This is a genomic window from uncultured Devosia sp. (assembly GCF_913055165.1).
In the GTDB taxonomy this organism is placed as follows: domain Bacteria; phylum Pseudomonadota; class Alphaproteobacteria; order Rhizobiales; family Devosiaceae; genus Devosia.
The window spans coordinates 28,637-50,091 of sequence record NZ_CAJXJS010000024.1; the positions used below are offsets into that span (position 1 = coordinate 28,637).

The window sequence follows — 21,455 nt, forward strand, 5'->3', positions numbered from 1 at the left end:
CACTATCTTTGCGGGACGCGCCATGGTCGATCCAGCGTCTGGATGGCAGGGCGAATATCAAAGCGCCCTGCCCCGCCGTTCCAGGCGAGCCAGTGGACGCCGCCAGCCAGAAGCTGATGAGGCCCAATCACCTGCCCGCCGGAGAAACAGTGCTGCGGTGGATAGATACGGGCGATGAGCAGGTCGTGGCGGCCGCAGTCTTCGGCGAAGGCTGCCGCATTGCGCACCACAGCCACGGAATAGTCCGGCGTTGTGACAATGCAGCCCAGGCTGTCGCACCGTGCTGCCGGATGCGTGCCGGCAATCTCGGTTTGGAAATGGTCGCTCCAGACGTCCACGGCAAAACTGCCGGTGCGCCCACTCACCAGCGCCATGCCATTGGCGTCTCGAACTGCGATCGCCTGGGTGGTATCGGCAATCAGGATGTCAGGCCGCGGCTCCAGCCCAAACAGGAGCACTAGCGGCACGACCGAAGCTGGAGCCAGCAGCCGCCAGCGGCTTTCCAAGAAGGCGAACCACGCCAGGGCGAACAGACCAAGGCCCAACGTCCAACCAGCAAGCAATGGGTTACCGGTCCAGCCCTGGCTCCAGGCCGCCACCATCTCGGCGACGTCCACCATGCGGTCGATCCCCCAACCCATGATGTGCAGGCATGGCGCGTCCAGGCCGAATGGCATGGCCAGCACGGACAAGACGCCAAAGGGCATGATGACGAGCCCAACGAAGGGAAGGGCCAGAACATTGCCGATCACGCCCAATGGAGCGGTCTGCTGGAAGTGATAGGCCGAGAACAGCAGCGTCGCCAGTCCGGCTATCAGGCTGGTCCAGGCGGTTGCCGCGACGACACCACCGATATGGGCCACACGCCCCCGGGGACCGGCCGGATATGGGCGCGGCATTTCGTAAATACCGATCAGGCCGACCACCGCTGCAAAGGACAATTGGAAGCTGGGCCGAAATATGCTGGCGGGATCGATGAGGATGATAACGATCGCCGCAATAGCCACGTTGCGCATTGTCAGCGCCTGGCGCCCGGCCAGCACGGCGCCAAAGATCAGTGCGAGCATGAGCGTGGAGCGAAAGGCGGGAACATTGTCGGGGCCGCCAGCGAGAAGCAGATAGAGGAACGCCGCCAGGATACCGACCAGCGCCGCGATCTGCTTGACGGGCCAGGCCACCAGAGCCGGCACCGAGGCCAGCGCCAAGCGCAAGAGCCAGAAAATGCCACCGGCGACGATGGACAGATGCAGGCCGGAGATCGAATAGATATGGGCCAGCCCAGAAGCCGCCATCACATCACGGGTCTGGTCGCTGATGGCGCTCTGGTCGCCAATGACCATGGCTTTGGCAATGGCCGCGGTCTGGTCAATCAAAATGGCATCAATGCGCTTACCGATCGACGTGCGAAGGTCTTGAACCAGGCGCGCGAGGCTGACAGCGTCCGCTCCGGACAGGCGGGTGATGGCGCCGGTTGCTGATCCATAGGCCCCCACCCCCGCGAAATAGGCGTGAAATTGCCCGTCATGGGCACCCGGCAGGACTGGTCCTGGAATGGGCGCCAGCCGCAGCGCGGCGCGTATGCGGTCGCCGGGTGACAGCTGAAGGTCGGTTGCCAGCAACAGCCGGGCCCGTCGGATCGGAACCTCCCGGGCGTCTTCCAGAGGAACTATTTCGGAGACGATGACGCGGCTTCGCCCCTGGTCGGCCGACAGTACCTCGTCGATGACCGCCTCATAGGTGCCGTATGCCGGATAAGCCAGCATTTGCGTGCCGAAGACATGGCCATGCAGCGGCAGCAGGCAGAAACCCAGCCATACCGCGAACAATTGCGTGACAATCCTGAAGGTCGACAGCGATCGCTGTCCCAGCGACAGAGCGATCGCCAGCAGCGCGGCGATGAAACCTGCAGCGTAATACAAAATGTGGGGTTCGCTGGGGAGTACAGCGTAGAGGATCAGCCCCAGGATCATGGAAAACGGCAGGAGCACGAAGAGCCGTCGCTGCCCCATCGCGGCGTCTGCCGCCTTGGCAAGATCCTGGTACCATGGGTGAGCACCGCGTCCGGGCCAGGCAGGTTCGTCGCCTGGCGCTTGCAGCCGCAGCGTCAGTCCAGAACCGACTGCCGAATTTCTTTGCCCAGCCCCCATGCGCCCCCGCCCTTGCGCTCAAGCCCGCCTATGCTACACACGGCCCGCAATTCCTCAAATCCTTCCGGTTACCAATGTCCCAGGTCGTCACCCGTTTTGCTCCTTCTCCCACAGGCTACCTGCATATTGGCGGGGCGCGTACGGCGCTGTTCAGCTGGGCCTATGCGAAGAACCAGGGCGGCAAGATGCTGCTGCGCATTGAAGATACCGACCGCGAGCGCTCGACAGAGGCCGCCGTCACGGCCCTGATCGATGGGCTGAAGTGGTTGGGCCTGGACTGGGAGGGTGAACCGATCAGCCAGTTCGCGCGCGCCGCCCGTCACGCCGAAGTTGCGCATGAGCTGGTTCGCATGGGGCACGCTTATTATTGCTATTGCTCGCCCCAGGAGCTGGAACAGATGCGCGAGGAGGCCCGCGCCGCCGGCAAGCCGCCACGCTATAACGGCTATTGGCGCGACCGTGATCCGTCGGAGGCGCCTTCGGACATCAAGCCCGTCATTCGCATCAAGGCGCCACTGACCGGTGAGATCGTGGTGCGCGACCATGTCCAAGGCGAGGTTGTGTTCAAGACGGAGAACCTGGACGATTTCATCATCCTGCGTTCGGACGGCACACCCACCTATATGCACGCGGTGGTGGTGGACGACCACGACATGGGGGTCACCCATATCATCCGCGGCGACGACCACCTGACCAATGCGGCGCGTCAGATCATTATCTACAACGCCATGGGCTGGACTGTTCCTGAGATGGCGCATATCCCGCTGATCCATGGACCGGATGGTGCCAAGCTCTCGAAGCGGCACGGGGCGCTTGGTGTCGAGGCCTATCGGCAGATGGGATATCTGCCTGAGGCGCTGCGGAATTATCTGGCGCGTCTGGGCTGGAGCCATGGTGACGACGAGATATTCACCACCGATCAGATGGTGGAATGGTTCAGCCTTGAGGCCCTCAACAAGGGCGCGGCGCGCTTCGACTTCGTCAAACTCGAGAACATCAACGGCCACTACATCCGGGAGGCGGACCCCGCCTATCTCTATTCGGTGATGATCGAGACGGCCAAGGAGATCGGCCGCGACGCTGACGCCAAGGGGCTGACGGACAACCACAATACCGTTCTGGCCGCCCTGCCCGAATTGCAGCCGCGTGCCAAGACAGTGCTGGAGCTGATCGATCTGGCGCAATTCATCTATGCCCTGCGCCCCATCACGCCCGATGCCGCGGCCGCCGCCCTTCTGACCGAAGACTCCCGTCAGGTGCTCCGGAGTGTTGCCGATACGTTAGGGGGTCTTGCCGATTGGTCAGTGCCGGCCATCGATGCGGCGATGCGTGCCCTCGCCGAAGAGAAGGGTCTCAAATTGGGCAAGCTGGCCCAGCCTTTGCGCGCAGCGCTCACCGGACGCACTGTTTCTCCGGGGATTTTTGAGGTCATGGTACTGATCGGGCGCGAAGAGAGCCTCGCGCGACTCGGCGACCAGATCGAGCGGTAATCGCCGGCAAGCGAAGCTGTCGCGAGTCTGTCCGATAGATAAGTCATACTCACCTATCAGTTGCTTGCGATAGGCAAGACCTGATACCTCTGCACCGGAAAATCGGCGCTTCCATGGCGCCGGCCCCGGGCCCGCATCGTCTGTCCTTTCCTGCGGGTGAAGGGGTGTAGCGAGGAGAGCTCAATGACCGAAAAAGTCGCCAAACTCGTCATCGGTGATCAGACCCACGAATTTCCCATTCTGAGTGGTTCGGTTGGTCCCGATGTGATGGATATCCGTTCGCTTTACGCCAAGACGGGCCTGTTCACCTACGATCCAGGTTTCACCTCGACGGCCGCATGCGACAGCGCCATCACCTATATCGACGGCGACAAGGGCGAACTACTTTATCGCGGCTACCCCATTGAGCAGCTGGCCGAAAGCTCCAACTATCTCGAAGTCTGCTATCTGCTGCTCTACGGCGAGTTGCCGACGCAGACCCAGTACAAGGAATTCGAGCAGCTGGTGACGCGCCACACCATGGTGCACGAGCAGATGCACTATTTCTATCGCGGCTTCCGCCGCGACGCGCACCCCATGGCCATCATGACCGGCGTGGTGGGTGCGATGGCTGCGTTCTACCATGACTCGACCGACATCAACGACCCGCAACAGCGGGAGATCGCCTCGATCCGCATGATCGCCAAGATGCCGACGATTGCGGCCATGGCCTACAAATATTCGGTGGGTCAGCCCTTCGTCTATCCGCGCAACGATCTCGATTACGCCGCGAATTTCCTGCACATGTGCTTCTCGGTCCCGGCCGAGGAATACAAGGTCGATCCCAAGATCGCCCGCGCGATGGATCTGATCTTCACGCTCCATGCCGATCACGAGCAGAACGCGTCTACCTCGACGGTGCGTCTGTCCGGTTCGTCCGACGCCAACCCCTTTGCCTGTATCGCGGCCGGCGTGGCCTGTCTCTGGGGCCCTGCCCATGGCGGCGCCAATGAGGCCTGCCTCAACATGTTGCGCGAAATCGGCACGGTGGACCGCATTCCGGAGTTCATCGAGCGCGCCAAGGACAAGAACGATCCGTTCCGCCTGATGGGCTTCGGCCACCGGGTCTACAAGAACTTCGATCCGCGCGCCAAGGTGATGCAGCAGACCGCCAAGGAAGTGCTCGAAATCCTGGGTGTGCACAACAATCCGACACTACAGGTGGCGCAGGAACTCGAGCGCATCGCGCTTGAGGACCAGTACTTCATCGACCGCAAGCTCTACCCGAATGTCGACTTCTACTCGGGCGTGATCCTGGACGCGATCGGCTTCCCGACCTCCATGTTCACCGTGCTGTTCGCCGTTGCCCGTACCGTTGGCTGGATCAGCCAGTGGAAGGAAATGATCGGCGATCCGCAAAAGAAGATCGGTCGTCCGCGCCAGCTCTATAATGGCGCCACCGCTCGCGACTATCAGCCGATCAGCAGCCGCTGATCGCGCCAGATGGACAGGACCTGCTCTGCCGGGTCCTGCCGTCCATAGGGAGGCGTCCCGTCCTCCATCAACTTGAAGAGCTCGCCAAAGGCCGACATCTGGTCCTGGCGGGCTTTCTTGTTTTCCAACAGCGCCTGGACGGCGTCCCCCACCTTCTCCAGCGGCAGCGTCGCCTCCACGAATTCGGGCGCGACTGTGCGCTGGAGGATGATATTGGGCAGCGACACCGACGGGCGTCCAAGCCTCGCGTAAATACGTGCCTGATGTCCGTCGAGCGCGTAAACGACGACCATGGGCACCCGCGCCAGAGCCAGCTCCAGAGTGACGGTGCCGGACACACAGACCGCCGCAATCGCTTCGGCATAGAGCTGGCGGCGCGCTGCCCTGGTGTCTTCAATTCGCACCGGTACCGGCCAGGTCGCCGTCACTTCGGCCAAGCGCTGTCTCAACCTGGGCAGAGTTGGCATGACCAGTTCGGTCACTTCTGGCCGTCCGGCCAATTCTGCCGCCAGCGTGGCGAACATGGGAAGATGCCGCCGCAATTCACCGCCGCGGCTACCAGGCAGAAGGATGAGCGGGCCTTTCTCCGGGACCTCAGGCGCCGGCAGCGCCTCAGCAAGCGCCGGATGGCCGACATAGGATGTGGGCGGGCCTCCGAGCCGGTTCATGGCCTCTGGCTCGAACGGCAGCACGGCCAGCACAGCATCGAATAATGGCGTCAACCGCGCTGCCCGCTCCGGATTGCGCGCCCAGACCGAGGGCGCGACATAAAGGATCAATTGCCCGCGGAAGCCGCGCTTGCGCAAGCGCGCTGCGAGGAGCCGCGAGAAGTCCTGCGCGTCGACCAGAACCACCACATCGGGGTTCGCAGCCAGGATCGCCCGTGCCGCCTGCTCGAGCCGCCACAGAATCCGCGGCAGGTTCAGAATGACATCCGTGACGCCCATAACCGCCAGGTCGGACATGGGAAAGAGCGAGTGCAGCCCCTGTGCCGCCAGCTCGTCTCCGCCAACGCCGGACAGGTTCAGGTCAACGCGGGCGCGCAGACGCGCAATCAGGTCGGCCGCAATACGGTCACCCGATGGCTCGCCGGCAAGAATGAACAGGCTCAGGGTGTCACTCATGAGGCCCCCGACCGGATGGCTATTCGGTTTCGTGACCGTTACGGGGCAGCAGGATTGGCCGATCCTCGGCATCGGCAATGAATCGGACGACGTCCTGCACAAGCGCATCGTCGCGGAAGATTTCCGCTGCGTCTTCGACCCGCTCGCGCAGCGTGCCTTCGCTGGCAAAGATCTGCCGATAGGCCGCACGCAGGCGATGGATAGCCTCACGATCAAAGCCACGGCGCTTGAGGCCAATCAGATTGAGACCGGTCAGAACTGCACGGTTTCCAACGGCCATGCCGTAGGGAATGACATCGCCATCGACCATGGACTGCGCGCCGATGAAGGCATGCGCACCGATGCGCGTGAACTGGTGGATCACGCAGGTGCCGCCGAAGATGACATTGTCGCCGACATGTACATGGCCAGCGATGCCGACATAATTGGCCATGACGACATTGTTGCCCACGATGGCGTCATGGGCAACATGGGCGTTGGCCATCACCAGGCAGTTATTCCCGATCTTGGTGAGCATGCCGCCATTTTCGGTGCCCGGGTTGATGGTGACCGATTCTCGGATGGTGCAATTGTCGCCGATTTCGAGCCGTGACTGCTCGCCGTGAAACTTGAGGTCCTGTGGCTCGTGGCCGACCGAGGCAAACGGAAAGATCCGCGTGCCTGCGCCGATGGTGGTGTTGCCTTCAACCACCGCATGCGACACCAGTTCCACATTGTCGCCGAGCACAACGTTGGGCCCGACGATGCTGTATGGTCCGATACACACGCCTTCGCCCAGCCTCGCCCCTTCGGCGACAATCGCCGTCGGGTGAACTGCCGGACTTGTCACGCTTCCGCCCCGACGATCATCGCGGTGATTTCGGCCTCGGCAATAACAGTGCCGTTGACCTTGGCCTTGGCTTCATAGCGACCGACATTGCGTCGGCGGTGCATCTTGGAAATATGAAACTCGATGGTATCGCCCGGCCCTGCCGGTTTGCGGAATCTGGCATTGTCCACGCCCAGCATGAGGACGATGTTCTTCCGGCCGCCAGTCGAGTCATGCTTGATAACGATGGCGCCGGCGGTTTGCGCCATGCCCTCGATGATCAGCACACCCGGAAAGATTGGGTTGTTGGGAAAATGCCCGAGAAAGATGGGCTCGTTAAACGTGACGTTCTTCACGCCAATGGCGGATTCGTCACCATTAATCTCGACGATCTTGTCGATCATCAGGAACGGATAGCGATGGGGCAGCGCCTCGAGGATCTCGGCGATGTTCATGGCATTGAGTTCGGTGACGGCGGCGGTTTCGTTCATCCCCGCTTCTCCCCCTTCGACAGTTTCCGCACAACGGCGAGTTCACGCCAAAAATCTCTTATATCCTGCGCCGGAGCGCCAGCAAGTTTTGAACCGGCAGGCCAATCCTTGGTCACCGCAGCCCGGCCATGAATGACTGAGCCGTCGCCTATGGTCAGGTGACCCGATGTGCCGACGCCGCCGCCCATGAGTACGCCATCACCAACAATGGTGGAGCCAGACAGGCCGCTCATGGCCGCGATCAGGCAATTGCGCCCGATACGGCAATTGTGGCCGATCTGAACGAGGTTATCGATTTTGGTCCCCTCGCCCAGGACCGTATCTCCCAGGGCACCACGATCGATGGTGCTGTTCGCACCGATCTCAACGCGGTCCTGAACGATGACCCGGCCCAGTTGAGGTATCTTGCGGTTGGTCTGGCCAAAATCGAGCCAGCCAAAGCCTTCCGTGCCTATGCGGACGCCAGAGTGCAAGACGACCTCATTGCCCAAATGAGCGCAATCAATGGTGCAATTGGCAGCGATCACGCAGTTCCGACCGATAGTTACCCCGGCACCAATCACGGTGTTGGCGCCAATTACGGTGCCACGCCCGATCTCGACGCCCGCACCAACGACGACATTGGTACCCAGCGTGACGTCGCGCTCGAATACCGGTGCACCCAGGTCTTCGCGGCCGGCGGCAATGATCGACCGCGTGCTCGAGGGATATAGCGCATCCAGAATGTCGGCGAAGATGTTGTGCGGACGATCGATGGCGACGGGAATGCTACCGGCAGGCACTGCGTCTCGCAGTGCCGGCGCAACCAGTACCGCACCAGCGGCCGTACGGCGCAGTTCTTCGACATAGCTTGGCTGTGCGGCGAGGGCCAGATCGCCGGCCTCGGCGAGGTCCAGTTCGGCCACGCCAGTGACGAGATGATCCGGATCGGAGATGGTCGTGACCAGACCCGATTGGCCGATCTGGGTTAGCAAGGCACCCAAAGTCAGCGGACCGGCGAAGCGATGAAATCGGGTATCGACCATGATGCCACTTAAACAGAAGGAGCCGCGGCGCTACCGCCCCGCGGCTCCAAACAACACTTCCACGCCGACCAGACTAGAGCAAGGTCGAAATGGTGAACTGGAACACCTGCGTCCGATCGTCGGTCGACTTGTTCAGCACGTGAGCCACGTCGCCACGCAGAGGGCCAAACGGCGAATCCCAGATCAGGGATGCACCAACCGAGGTCCGCCAAGGCTGGTCGTTGCTGGTTGCGGCAATCGTGCTGGTGCCGGTGCCGATGCTCGAACCGTCGCCGATCCAGGCAGCATCGGCCCAGACCGCGCCGCTCAAGCCGTAGCTCTCAGGAAGCCCAGGGATGGGGAACTCGATCTCGCCCGAAATACCGGCAAACATCGTGGTACCAAGATATTCACCATTGGCCAGACGCGGACCGAAGCCACGCCCCTGGAAGCCGCGGATCAGCTGCGAACCGGGCGTGAAAGCCTCGACAGCATGAACATTGGCGCCATTGAGGCTGTTGATCACACCAGCCTGGCCGCGAACGCTGGCAACAACACCGCTGTCCGGAATGAGCGGCACGAAGTAGCGGGCGCGCGCTTCGGTGCGCAGCAGGTTGTGATCCCAACCGATATATTGCTGCGTGAACGTCGCGAACAGACCTTCGGTCGGGTTCTTGACGTCGTCGACACCGTTCCAGGTCAACGAATAGCCGACAAAGGCCTTGTTGAATTCCTGCCCATCCGTGACCACTGCGGACTGATAGACCGGGTTGTCCTTGACGTCGGAAATGACCTTGCGTTCGTAGCCACCGAAGAACTGCGCATTGAGGGCGCTGGTCAGCGGCACGCCCACGCGCAACTGGCCGCCGGTCACCTGCGAGCCATAGAAGCTCACCGTGGATTCGTCGTAGATGCGGTGATAGGCGTCCACGCCGGCAGAGACCTTGAGGCCCATGAAGCGCGGCTCGGTGAACGAGAAGTCAAAGGTGCGGCCGGACTGCGATGCACCAATGGCAGCACGCAGATACTGACCGCGACCCAGGAAGTTGCGCTCGGTCAGCGACAGTTCGCCCAGAATACCGTCCGTGGTGGAGTAACCGGCAGTGGCGCCGTATTCACCGGTGGACTGTTCCACAACATTGATGTTGAGGACGATCTTGTCCGGGGCTGAACCGGGCGCCGTCGAAATGTCGATGCGCGAGAAATAGCCCAAGGCATCGATGCTGTCGCGCCCGCGGATGACCATGGAACGGTTGAACGGGTCGCCTTCGGCAAAATCCAGCTCGCGACGGATGACGAAGTCGCGGGTCTTGATATTGCCGGTGATGTTGATGCGTTCGACATAGATACGGGCACCTTCATCAACCAGATAGGTCACATCGAAGGTGTTGGTGGCTACGTCGCGATCCAGGCGAGCCCGGACGTCAGCGAAGGAATAACCCTGGGCCGTAGCCTCATAGGCCATGTCTTCGATGGTCTTCTGCAGGTCCAGAGCCGAATAAGTACCGCCCTGGCCGGTGCGGACGGTGCCGCGCAACACGTCGGTATTCAGACCGTCGATGCTGGTTTCGATGCCAACGTCACCGAATTCGTACTTCTGACCTTCATTGATGGTCACGTTGACGAAGTAGGCATTGCGGGCGGCATCATACTCGGCAACCGAGTTCACCTGCGCATCGGGAAATCCGCGATTGGCGTAGTACAGCCGGATGCGCTCGCGATCCACGGCCATCTTCTGCTCGTCATAGGTGTCGTCCCGGAGCAGCCAGCTCAGGATGCCCGACTCCTTGGTGAGCATAGTGCCCTTGAGGTTGCCGGCCCCGATGGAGTTGTTGCCGGTGAAGTTGATCGCCGCGATGCCCGCGCGCTCGCCTTCATTGATCTCGAAGATCACCCGGACGCGACCATCTGCGGTCTGCTCCGTGCGCGCCGACACCGAAACCGAGTTGAACCCATCCCGGTCATAGGCCAGGCGGATGCTTTCGATGTCCGCATTCAGTCGCTGCTGACTGAAGATGCCCGAGGTCGAGATGTCGACCATGGACAGGAGCTGGCTATCCGGAAAGCGGCGATTGCCCTCGAACAGCACGGAAGCAACCAGTTGCTCCTGCGCCTGTGCCGTCACGACGCCAAGGACAGGCACACCAGCGGCCATTGGGGCAGCCCCCAAAATGGCGATCGCCGAAACTGCGCCACGCATCAACTTGGTGGGGTGAATCATATTGTTATTGCCTTCTGCGACCCGCCCGGAGAATCGCCATGCACAGCGCTCCCCCAAGCTAACTCCATTGAAGTGTTTTACTGTTTTTTTAACCAGGAACAAGGCGCGACTGATCACGCGGTTAGCAATTCATTGGTGCCCTTGTATTCGTGCAACACCTTGCGAACCAAAGTTAACAAGGCGTTAGCGCAAAATGCCGAAGTGGTCGAACACCGTGTCGTTGAACACCGTAAACACCATGAGCGCCAGCACAAGAGCGAATCCGAACCGGAAACCAATTTCCTGAATGCGCATGCTGAGCGGACGTCCACGAACCGCCTCGATGAGGTAATAGAGCAGATGTCCTCCATCCAGCATCGGCACAGGCAGCAGGTTGAAGATGCCGATGTTGAGGGACAGAAGCGCCATGAGGTTGATGAGCGCGACAAAGCCAAGTGTCGCCACCTCTCCGGACACTTTTGCCACCTTCACCGGCCCACCAAGCTGCTCGACATCGCCTCGACCGACGAAGAAATCGCCCAAGAACGCAGCGGTGCGCTGAACGATAAACCTGATCTCCTCAAGGGTCATGCCGACAGCTTCGACAGGCCCGGGGCGGTAAAGTGTCACATCGGTGTTTTCGACATCGCGAGACACGCCGATCCGGCCGATACGCTGCTCATTGCCGAATCGATCTTCGATCTGGACGGCTTCGGGCACCAGGGTCAGCGTCCGATCCGCCCCACCCCGCGACAGGTCGACCACCACAGGCCGCTCGGGACTGGTGGCCACATAGCGTTGAAAATCCTCAAATCCGCGCACGGCGTAGCCATCGACGGCCAGAATCTCGTCGCCCGGCAGGAACCCGGCCGCTTCTGCTACCGATCCCGGCAGAACCTCGCTGATCACCGCAGGAATGGTGTAGCGGCCATATCCGAGCAACAGTGCGTAGAGAATGAGGAAGGTCAGCAGCACGTTGGCAATCGGCCCGGCTGCCACGATAGCGATTCGTTGCCAGACGTTCTTGTTGACGAACAGGCGCGGCGCCAGGGCAGGATCGACCGTCTCTACCGCCTTGGGATCGGGAAGACTGGCCGCATTCATGTCGCCGACGAAGCGGACATAACCGCCCAATGGGATGGCCGAAATACGCCAGCGGGTGCCATGCCGGTCATACCAACCCACGATCTCACGCCCGAAGCCAATCGAAAAGGTGTGGATGGCCACGCCGTTCCAGCGGGCAACCAGATAGTGCCCCATCTCGTGCACGAACACGATGAAGGCGATGATCCAGATGGCGTTGAGCCACAAGAAGGCTTCAGGCATGAGGCTCTGCTTCGCCCTTTTCTACCAATTGAGCAAACCTTCGGCCACTGAACCGAAGCCAGCGTGAAGGCCGCCCACAAGAACTACGAGAAACACGCCGAATGTGAGGCTGTCGAGGCGATCCATCAACCCACCATGGCCGGGAATGATGTCACCACTGTCCTTGATGCGAAAAAAGCGCTTGATCGCGCTTTCGGCCAGATCACCCGCCTGCCCCAGGATGCTGATCGACGCCGACAGCAGAACGCCGATCCAGATCGGGGATTCGGTCAGCCAAAGCCAGACCAGCACACCGGCGCCCGTTCCAAGTGCCAGGCCTCCCAAGGCTCCGGACCAGGTCTTGGAGGGCGAGATATCCGGCGCCAGCTTTTCGCCGCCGATCTGCCGGCCCGTGAAGAAGGCCGCCGAGTCCGTCATCCACACCACGGTACCCAGATAGACGCCAGCCCAGATGCCGGTTGCTTCGGCCCCGCGCATGACAAGTATCGACGTGATGAGCGCAACGAACAGTGCAACGCCGACCATGCGCCAGACGGCATGTTCCCTTTCCATAGCCTGGATCAGGCCAATGGAAACAAGGAGTGTGACCAAAGGTCCCCAGAAACCGAATGGCAGGTAAAGCAGGCCCGAAATCCCGGTCAGCACAATCAGGACAACGCCCTGCCCCGTCAGCGGCGCGCGCGTGACCATGGTCTCCCACTCGCGATAAGCCAGGGCGTAAACCGCGCCGACAACGATGGCAAACAGATAGCTGCCCACAGTGAGGGCCGTGGCGGTCAGGGCGATCAGCACCGCCGCCGAAGCCAGTCTCGGCCCGACATCGGTCCAAGAACGCCGGACCTGGGCCGGCGGATTCGCTTCGGGATCGCCCTGCCCCGTCAAAGCGCCGCTGTCCCTATGCCACCGAAGCGCCGGTCGCGATTGGTGAAGGTTTCGAGGACCCGGACGAAGCTGGCCTCGTTAAAGTCGGGCCAATGCTCATCCACGAACACGAACTCAGAATACGCCGCCTGCCAGAGCAGGAAATTGGAGAGGCGCTGTTCGCCACTCGTGCGGATAATGACATCCGGATCCGGCAGGCCAGCAGTGTAGAGGGCGTTGCCCAGACGTTGTTCATCGATTTCGTCCGGATCGAGGCGGCCCGCCGCCACCTCGCGCGCAAGGTGCCGGGCTGCTGCGACAATCTCTGCCTTCGCCCCGTAGTTGAAGGCGACGACCAGAGTGAGACCGGTATTGCCCTCTGTCTTGGCCTCGACGTCTTCGATGAGCTTGACGAGCGAATGATCCAGTCCTTCGCGGGCACCGATGATGCGGACGCGGACATTGTTGCGGATCAGTCTTTGAAGATCTGATGCAACAAACCGGCGCAGTAGATTGAATATGAAAGAGACCTCGTCCGGAGGCCGCGACCAGTTTTCGGATGAGAAGCTGAAGACCGTGAGGTATGGCACGCCATAGGTGATGCAGTGCTCCACCAGGCCGCGCAGGGCCTTCACCCCTTCCACGTGACCTTCGGTGCGCCGCTTGCCGCGCTGCTTGGCCCATCGGCCATTGCCGTCCATGATGACGCCGATATGGCGCGGGATCTTAAGTCCCGCTCCCGGCGCAACATTCACACTGGCGGCCGGTTCCCCTGCCATCAACGCCCTCCCGGCGCAAGATCAGCCGGTCCACTAGACCTGCATGATCTCCTGTTCCTTGGTCGCCACGATGGAGTCGATCTCGGCCACGGCGTCATCAGTCGCCTTCTGGACCAGGTCCGACTGCTTCTTGGCGTCGTCCTGGCTCATGTCGCCGTCTTTCTCCGCCTTTTTCAAGGCATCCATGCCATCGCGACGAATATGCCGAACGGCAACGCGGGCCTGTTCGGCGTAATTGTGGGCAACCTTGGCCAGCTCCTTGCGGCGCTGCTCATTGAGTTCGGGCAAAGGCACGCGAATGACCTGGCCTTCGCTCATTGGATTGAGGCCAAGGCCGCTGTCACGGATTGCCTTTTCCACGGCGTTGGCGTTGGACCGGTCCCAGACCTGGACCGACAGCATGCGCGGCTCCGGAACGGTGACCGTAGCGACCTGGTTGAGCGGCATGCGCGAACCATAGACTTCCACGGTGACCGGCTCGAGCAGGCTGGCACTGGCACGACCGGTCCTCAGCCCACCCAGTTCGTCCTTGAGGGACGCCACCGACTTCTGCATGCGCGTCTTGAGGTCGTTCAGATTGTAACTTGCAGCCATTGCCGTTTCCTTCCAGTCTTGTCGCCGGCATGGGTCTGCGCCCATTGCCAACGTGTTCCGGGGCGCCGCGAGCTAAACAGGCATGGCGCCGGTAAAATCTGGCTCTAGAGCGGGTTGCCCACGCGCGTGGACCGCCCCCTGCCCTCAAGCACCCCAGCCAGGCCCGCCTCGTCATCCAGAGCATATACGATTATCGGCATGGCGTTGTCGCGGGCAAGGGCGAATGCGGCCGTATCCATGACCTTGAGGTTCTGGCCAATAACGTCGTCATAGCTGATCTGGCTGTAGCGGGTGGCCGAGGGATCCTTCATCGGATCAGCCGAATAGACGCCGTCGACCTTGGTGCCCTTGAGCACCATGTCGCACTCAAGTTCAATGGCGCGCAGTGTCGCCGCGGTGTCGGTAGTGAAGAAGGGATTGCCGGTGCCGCCTCCGAGCACGACAACGAAACCCTCCTCAAGGGCGAGCTTGGCGTCCCGCGCCGTGAATGTGTCGGCAACCGAAGGCATGGTCGCGGCGCTGAAGGGCTTGGATTTGACACCCTGGCGGGTAATGGCGTTGCTCAGGGCCAGGGCATTGATCATGGTGCCCAGCATGCCCATAAGGTCGGCCGTCACCCGGTCTGTACCATCGGCCGCTCCGGCCATGCCGCGGAAGATATTGCCGCCACCAACCACGATCGCAACTTCGACCCCGGTGCGCGCAACATCGGCGATCTGGCCGGCAATGCGCTGCAGGTAAGGCGGTTCGATCCCGAAAGAATTGTCGCCAGCAAGCGCTTCACCCGAGACCTTGAGCAGGATGCGCTTGTGGGCGGATGACATCGGCGGGGACCCCTTGATCTGAACATGCGGGCCACCGAATCCGGCGGACCGGGCAGACCCTATGGCAAAATGCCCGGCAATAGAAGCCGCGGCACTGCAAGACTTGAATGAGAAATCAGTGGCTCGATCCGACGCAAATGCATCGAAGAGCAGGAAGTGGGCATAGTCGCCCACTTCCATAATTGTCAGGCTTACCTGGTGCCGGCGGTTGCCGCCACTTCAGCCGCAAAGTCGCTTTCGACCTTCTCGATGCCTTCACCAAGGGCAAAGCGCACGAACTTGGTCAGCTTGATCGGAGCGCCGGCATCCTTTTCGGCGTTCTTGATCGCATCGCCAACCTTGGTTTCGCCATCGATGACGAAGACCTGGCTGAGCAGGGTCACTTCTTCGAAGTACTTGCGCATGCGGCCTTCGACCATCTTCTCGGCGATGTCAGCAGGCTTGCCGCTTTCCTTGACCTGCTCGAGGATGATGGCGCGCTCACGGGCGACCACTTCCTGATCCAGCTCGTCGGGCGAAATGGCCTGGGGCTGGGCAGCGGCGATATGCATGGCAAGCTGCTTGCCCAGAGCCGACAGAGCGGCCTTGTCACCGGTGGATTCCAGCGCAACCAGAATGCCAATCTTGCCCATGCCAGGCTTGACTGCATTGTGGACATAGCTTTCGACCACGCCGTCGGTGACCGAGACGGTCTGGGTGCGACGCAGGTTCATGTTTTCGCCGATCTTGGCGATGGCTTCGGTCAGTTCGGCCGAAACCGAATGCCCAGTGCCGGGGAACGGCATTTCACCGAGCTTGACGACATCGCCATCAGCATCAAGAGCGAGTTTGGTGACGGACTCGACGATGTTCTGGAACTGCTCGTTGCGGGCAACGAAGTCGGTTTCCGAGTTGACTTCAACAGCGGCGGCCTTGGTGCCGGCTGTGATGACGCCGACCAGGCCTTCAGCAGCGACGCGGTCGGCCTTCTTGGCGGCCTTGGCAAGGCCACGGGTGCGCAGCCAATCGACAGCGGCTTCCATGTCGCCATTGGTTTCGGCCAGGGCCTTCTTGCAGTCCATCATCCCGACGCCGGTCGAGTCGCGGAGCTGCTTGACCATTGCAGCAGTGATTTCCATGGGTTCACCTCTTGGCGGCCCCTCGCGGGGCGGCTTCTTGAGTAGGGATCAATCTATATGACGCCCGGAATCGGGCGGGGCGTGTCCACGCGAGGTAGACACGCCTGCACGAAGATTAGTTGACGGTCTCTTCGCCTTCGGACGGAAGGTCTTCGGCGGGTGCCTCGGCCGAGGAACCGAGATCGGCGCCGAGGGCGCTCGAAGAGCGACCGATGCCGTCAATGGCAGCGCGCGAGATCAGCGAGACGTAGAGCTCGAGAGCGCGGCTGGCGTCGTCATTGCCCGGAATGGCGTAGTCGACAATGTCGGGATCGCAATTGGTATCAACAATGGCGACAACCGGGATGCCGAGACGACGGGCTTCCTTGATGGCGTTCTCTTCCTTGTTGGTGTCGATCACGAACAGCAGGTTGGGCAGGTTGCCCATGTCCTTGATGCCGCCCAGGTCGCGCTCGAGGCGCTCCTGCTCGCGGGACATCATCAGGCGCTCCTTCTTGGTGCGCAGAGCCAGATCGGCTTCGCTCATCGACTCGAGCTCGCGCAAGCGGGCGATCGAGTTGGAGATGGTCTGCCAGTTGGTCAGCGTACCGCCGAGCCAGCGGGAGTTGACGTAGTACTGTGCCGACTGCTTGGCTGCATCGGCCACCAGCGGGGCAGCCTGGCGCTTGGTGCCGACGAAGAGCACGCGGCCGCCATCAGCGACGGTGTCGGACACGAGCTGCAGGGCGCGGCTGAGGGCCGGCACGGTCTGGCTGAGGTCGAGAATGTGGATGTCGTTGCGAACGCCAAAGATGTAGCGTTCCATCTTCGGGTTCCAACGGTGCTTCTGGTGGCCGAAGTGAACGCCAGCTTCGAGAAGCTGACGCATGGAAAATTCTGGCAGTGCCATGATGGGCTGCTCCTTTACCGGTTGATGCCTCCACGAAGCCTTGCAGCGCCAGGCGCCACCGGATGGATTTCCAGCCAAGGAAAGCCTGCTTCGTGTGTGAAATCACGTCCGGCCCATGCCGAACGCGTGGCTGCTATAAGCGAACATCCTGATTGACGCAAGCATTGTTGCGGCGGGCGTTGGGTGCGCCTGACCCATTCACAACTATTTCAAGCAACGCATTGCCCTGTCATGCTATTGTTCGGTCATAGACCCGTGCCCAGACACGGGGTCAAGGGTGAGAGCCCCTGAGCGAGGGAGGAAGGGCCCCCAAAGGCTCGCCTCCCCCGCGTTCTTGTGAGCCCCAGTCACGTCAACTCAACGTCTGTAATACCAATCAGCGCCTTAATACCTGCAGCAACCTCTGGGTTCACGTTGTATTTCCCAGGGAGTTCAACTTGGTAAGTCTTCGCCCCCGAATCCCTGGTCACGATCAAATTTACGGTGCAATTTCCACCTCGTTTTAGCTGCGCGCTAGTGGGACCAAGAACGCTGGGATCTTCAACATATATCGTAAGTTCCCTGTCGATCCGTTGCGCCAACCCCTCAATGGCCTCAGCCTTGTGTAGCCTGACACTTACGCCTTCGGGTCTTTCTTCGCCTACCACGTGCAGTACGACTGACTGTCCCGGCTGAAGAATTGCCCCGTAGTCAGCGATCTGTTCCGAGAACGCTATGCATTCAAAAGTACCACTTTGATCGGACAGACTCAGGATCATCATGGGTGACCCCTTTCTCGTCCTGCGGTCGTTGCGAGACGAAATAGTGCCCGCGAGGAATCCCGCAGCATTGCCTTCCGCTTTGACTGCTCGCTCGAAGTCCCCCCACCGTTGAACCTTCTTCTTGTCAAAGAGATCTGAGTACGCGTCCAAAGGATGCGCGGAAAGGTGAAACCCGATGGCCGCGAGTTCACGGTCAGCGCGTTCGGTCGAGCTCCAGACTGGGACATCAAGAGACAATCTGAAAGGCTCCGGTTCGGCGGCATCAAACATGTTCCACTGACCCTCGCTTCTTTCGCTCGTAAGGGCCTGAGCAGTGCCGATAATGGTTTCGACGGCCGCAAAGGCCACCTCGCGCCGCGGGGCCAAGCCATCGAAGGCGCCGGCGTTGACCAGCGTCTCCAGCGTTCGCTTGTTGAGGACGCGCGGATCGACGCGACGGGCGAAGTCGCCAAGGTCCTTGAATGGCGTGTCGCCCCGAACCTCGACAATATGCTCCGCCATGGCCCGGCCCACGCCTTTGACTGCCGACAGTCCATAATGGATGCGGTCATCCTTCACCGAGAAGACGACTTCGGACTGGTTGACGCAGGGCGGAACGACCTCAATGCCCTTCCTGCTGGCTTCCCGGCGGAAGTCGGAAAGCTTGTCAGTCTGGGCCATGTCGAGCGTCATGGACGCCGCATAGAATTCGTGCGGAAAGTGTTCCTTGAGATAGGCCGTCTGGTAGCTGACCCAGGCATAGGCCGCCGCGTGACTCTTGTTGAAGCCGTAATTGGCGAACTTGGCCAGAAGGTCGAAGATTTCGTCGGCCAGCGCCTCGCTCACCCCATTTGGACCGGCGCCCTCGCGGAAGCGAATGCGCTGATTATCCATCTCCGCCTTGATCTTCTTGCCCATGGCGCGGCGCAACATATCAGCTTCGCCGAGCGAGTAGCCCGAAAGGAGCTGGGCGATCTGCATCACCTGCTCCTGATAGACAATGATGCCATAGGTTTCGTCGAGCACTTCGGACAGCGCCGGGTGCGGATAGACGACATCCTCGGTGCCGTGCTTGCGGTTGATGAAGCTCGGGATATTGTCCATCGGACCGGGCCGATAGAGCGCGTTCATGGCGATCAGGTCTTCGATGCGGTCGGGCTTCAGTTCCATCAGGGCGCGGCGCATGCCGGCACTTTCAAACTGGAAGATGCCGTAGGTATCGCCGCGGGCGTAAAGCTTGTAGGTGGCCGCATCCTCAATATCGATGGCGTCGATATCGAGCTCGATCCCTCGCTTCTTCACCATGTCGACCGCGTAGCGGATGGTGGTCAGGGTCTTGAGACCAAGGAAGTCGAACTTCACGAGGCCCGCCGGCTCAACCCATTTGAGATTGTACTGGGTAACCGGCATGTCGGAGCGCGGATCGCGATAAAGCGGCAGCAATTCCTGCAGAGGCCTATCACCAATCACGATTCCGGCGGCGTGGGTCGAGGCGTGCCGGAACAAGCCTTCGAGGGCCTTGGCGATCTCCACCAACTGGCCGACCGTCTCGTCTTCTTCAGCCATCTGCTTGAATTGCGGCACCTCGTTCATGGTGCGCTCGATGGACCAGGGGTCGGCCGGGTTGGCGGGCACGAGCTTGCAGATACGATCCACCTGGCCATAGGGCATCTGCAGGACGCGGCCGACATCGCGCAGCACAGCGCGCGCCTGAAGCGTTCCGAAGGTGATGATCTGGGCGACCTGGCTGGCGCCGTATTTGTCCTGCACGTAGTCAATGACTTCTTCGCGCCGGTCCTGGCAGAAGTCGATATCGAAGTCGGGCATCGAGACGCGTTCGGGATTGAGGAAGCGCTCGAACAGCAGATTGTAGCGAAGGGGGTCGAGGTCGGTGATGGTGGTGGCATAGGCCACCAGCGAGCCGGCGCCCGAACCACGACCTGGTCCGACCGGGATATTGTGGGCCTTGGCCCATTGGATGAAGTCGGCCACGATCAGGAAGTAGCCGGGAAACTTCATCTTTTCGATGATGCCAAGCTCGAAATCGAGCCGCTCGCGATATTCCTTCTCGTCCTTGCCCGGGGCCAGGCCGACAACTTCCAGGCGCTTGTCGAGACCCTCGACCGCGATCTTGCGCAGGGCCGCGGCCTCGGCGGCAACGACCTCGTCCTCGGTGGCGTGCGAGCCAGCGGCAAATTTGGGCAGGATGGGCCCACGGGTGCGCGGGCGATAGGCGACGCGCCGGGCGATCTCAATGGTCGAATCGAGCGCCTCGGGCAGATCGGAGAACAGCTCAACCATCTCCGCGCGGGTCTTGAAATAATACTGGTCATTGAGCTTACGCCGCTCGGTCTGGGCGAGCACCGAGCCACCGGCAATGGCCAGAAGCGCGTCATGCGCCTCATATTCCTTCTCGGTCTTGAAGTAGGGTTCGTTGGTGGCGACCAGCGGTATGCCCTTGCGATAGGCATAGTCGACCAGGCGCGGTTCGACGCTGGCCTCCATGGGCCGGCCATGACGCTGCAGCTCGATATAGAAGCGATCGCCGAACAGATCGGCCAACCGGTCCAGCCGGCGCGCAGCATTGGCGTCCTGGCCATTGGCGAAGGCCATATCGATGGCCCCTTCCGGACCACCAGACAGGCAGATCAGCCCCGATAGACTTTCCCGCGTCATCCAATCCAGGCTTGCACGGGCCAAACCGTCCTCACCCTCGAGATAGGCGCGCGAGACCAGTCGCGAGAGATTGGAGAAGCCGTCTTCGGACTGGGCCATCAGAACGATGGATGACTTGCCAGTCCAGGCAGTATGGCCCCTTTCGCTGACTCGCTCCTCGGCGGCGGCGAAATCAACAGCCAGTTCCACGCCGATCAGGGGCTGGATACCCTTCTTGGTAGCCTTCTCGGAGAATTCGAGTGCACCGAACAGATTGTTGGTGTCGGCAATGCCGAGCGCTGGCTGTTCGTCTTCGGCGGCGAGCTTGAGAATGGTCTCAAGCTGCAGTGCGCCTTCAAGAAGCGAGAAGGCAGAGTGAACATGAAGGTGAATGAAGCCTGGGCCGCGCATTTGCATCTCCTAGTCTGACCCTGCGGCACAGGTCGCGCGGGGTCAAACCGCCGTTGCGTCAATCCACAGCCATCAGGCGATGTGGGTGATGATATCCATCCAGGTGAGCGAGCCGATGGTGAAGGCGCCCAGGGTAACGAAAGCGGCGAGGTCTTTGACGAAGTTGAGCATCTTGGTCTCCCGTGTTTCTGTAATGTTCTTATATATTCCCTGTTTGTTCTCGTCCAGCTAGGAACAGCGGTGAAACCGGGGACAGGGGTTAATTGGTTAGGATTTCGTTAGGAGAGATTGGGCCGGTGTTAAGATTCGGGACGTGCCGAAGGTCCGCCCGGCCATGTGGCCTCGCGGTTCCGAAAATAAGAGCGGAGTCCCGAGACGGCCATCGTCCCTGAAACTAAAAAACTGAGACGAAAGCCGTCTCGGGAACGCCGGGATTTCTCGATAGGGGATTATTTTATGCGTGCTGTGCTTGCACCGGCTTTGTCTGGTGCAAGGATAGCCCGGCGCAGAGCCCCACAGCT

Annotated in this window: 16 protein-coding genes; 2 read left to right on the top strand and 14 right to left on the bottom strand. The window is 61.0% G+C overall.

From position 1 onward, the window contains the following. Positions 1–2: 2 nt before the first annotated feature. Positions 3–2,009 carry a ComEC/Rec2 family competence protein gene (locus QZ564_RS09880; protein WP_297108641.1) on the bottom strand — a complete coding sequence of 669 codons (2,007 nt, stop codon included), beginning with the start codon at positions 2,007–2,009 and terminating at the stop codon, positions 3–5. A gap of 212 nt (positions 2,010–2,221) precedes the next feature. On the opposite strand from QZ564_RS09880, the gene gltX reads away from it, so the two are divergent. After that, the gene (gene gltX / locus QZ564_RS09885; protein ID WP_297108646.1) at positions 2,222–3,637 is read left to right on the top strand and encodes a glutamate--tRNA ligase; all 1,416 of its coding nucleotides are present in this window, start codon (positions 2,222–2,224) and stop codon (positions 3,635–3,637) included. 183 nt (positions 3,638–3,820) lie between these two features. Continuing rightward, positions 3,821–5,110 (top strand): citrate synthase, encoded by a 1,290-nt coding sequence (gene gltA, locus QZ564_RS09890; RefSeq protein WP_297108649.1) that lies wholly within the window; start codon positions 3,821–3,823, stop codon positions 5,108–5,110. Here the strand turns inward: gltA and QZ564_RS09895 are convergent. From QZ564_RS09895 to dnaE, 13 genes are all read right to left on the bottom strand, one after another. Continuing rightward, positions 5,089–6,234 (bottom strand): lipid-A-disaccharide synthase, encoded by a 1,146-nt coding sequence (locus QZ564_RS09895; RefSeq protein WP_297108652.1) that lies wholly within the window; start codon positions 6,232–6,234, stop codon positions 5,089–5,091. The genes gltA and QZ564_RS09895 overlap by 22 nt on opposite strands. Positions 6,235–6,253: 19 nt before the next feature. Next, on the bottom strand, positions 6,254–7,063 hold the full coding sequence (gene lpxA / locus QZ564_RS09900; RefSeq protein WP_297108655.1) for an acyl-ACP--UDP-N-acetylglucosamine O-acyltransferase: 810 nt from the start codon (positions 7,061–7,063) through the stop codon (positions 6,254–6,256). Then, a complete protein-coding gene (fabZ, locus tag QZ564_RS09905) occupies positions 7,060–7,533 on the bottom strand; it encodes a 3-hydroxyacyl-ACP dehydratase FabZ (RefSeq protein ID WP_297108658.1) in 474 nt (157 codons plus the stop codon). The genes lpxA and fabZ overlap by 4 nt, the downstream gene beginning before the upstream one ends. Then, positions 7,530–8,558: a UDP-3-O-(3-hydroxymyristoyl)glucosamine N-acyltransferase gene (gene lpxD, locus QZ564_RS09910; RefSeq protein WP_297108661.1), complete on the bottom strand. Its 1,029-nt coding sequence runs from the start codon at positions 8,556–8,558 to the stop codon at positions 7,530–7,532. Before lpxD ends, fabZ begins: the two co-directional genes overlap by 4 nt. Positions 8,559–8,631: 73 nt before the next feature. Next, the gene (gene bamA / locus QZ564_RS09915; protein WP_297108664.1) at positions 8,632–10,758 is read right to left on the bottom strand and encodes an outer membrane protein assembly factor BamA; all 2,127 of its coding nucleotides are present in this window, start codon (positions 10,756–10,758) and stop codon (positions 8,632–8,634) included. Between the two features lie 183 nt (positions 10,759–10,941). Next, complete coding sequence (gene rseP, locus QZ564_RS09920) at positions 10,942–12,063, bottom strand: RIP metalloprotease RseP (RefSeq protein WP_297108667.1); 1,122 nt, start codon at positions 12,061–12,063, stop codon at positions 10,942–10,944. A 21-nt stretch (positions 12,064–12,084) separates the two neighbouring features. After that, a complete protein-coding gene (locus QZ564_RS09925) occupies positions 12,085–12,945 on the bottom strand; it encodes a phosphatidate cytidylyltransferase (protein WP_297108669.1) in 861 nt (286 codons plus the stop codon). Then, entirely contained in the window at positions 12,942–13,703 is a 762-nt protein-coding gene (locus QZ564_RS09930; RefSeq protein WP_297108671.1) for an isoprenyl transferase, read from the bottom strand. The genes QZ564_RS09925 and QZ564_RS09930 overlap by 4 nt, the downstream gene beginning before the upstream one ends. A gap of 33 nt (positions 13,704–13,736) precedes the next feature. Continuing rightward, entirely contained in the window at positions 13,737–14,297 is a 561-nt protein-coding gene (gene frr / locus QZ564_RS09935) for a ribosome recycling factor (protein ID WP_297108674.1), read from the bottom strand. A 104-nt stretch (positions 14,298–14,401) separates the two neighbouring features. Further along, a complete protein-coding gene (pyrH, locus tag QZ564_RS09940) occupies positions 14,402–15,121 on the bottom strand; it encodes a UMP kinase (RefSeq protein WP_297108677.1) in 720 nt (239 codons plus the stop codon). Between the two features lie 191 nt (positions 15,122–15,312). Continuing rightward, the gene (gene tsf, locus QZ564_RS09945) at positions 15,313–16,239 is read right to left on the bottom strand and encodes a translation elongation factor Ts (protein WP_297108680.1); all 927 of its coding nucleotides are present in this window, start codon (positions 16,237–16,239) and stop codon (positions 15,313–15,315) included. A gap of 115 nt (positions 16,240–16,354) precedes the next feature. Then, complete coding sequence (rpsB, locus tag QZ564_RS09950) at positions 16,355–17,128, bottom strand: 30S ribosomal protein S2 (RefSeq protein ID WP_297108683.1); 774 nt, start codon at positions 17,126–17,128, stop codon at positions 16,355–16,357. Positions 17,129–17,475: 347 nt separating this feature from the next. Beyond that, positions 17,476–20,934, bottom strand: coding sequence for a DNA polymerase III subunit alpha (gene dnaE / locus QZ564_RS09955; RefSeq protein WP_297108685.1), 3,459 nt, complete (start codon positions 20,932–20,934; stop codon positions 17,476–17,478). Between the last annotated feature and the right edge of the window lie 521 nt (positions 20,935–21,455).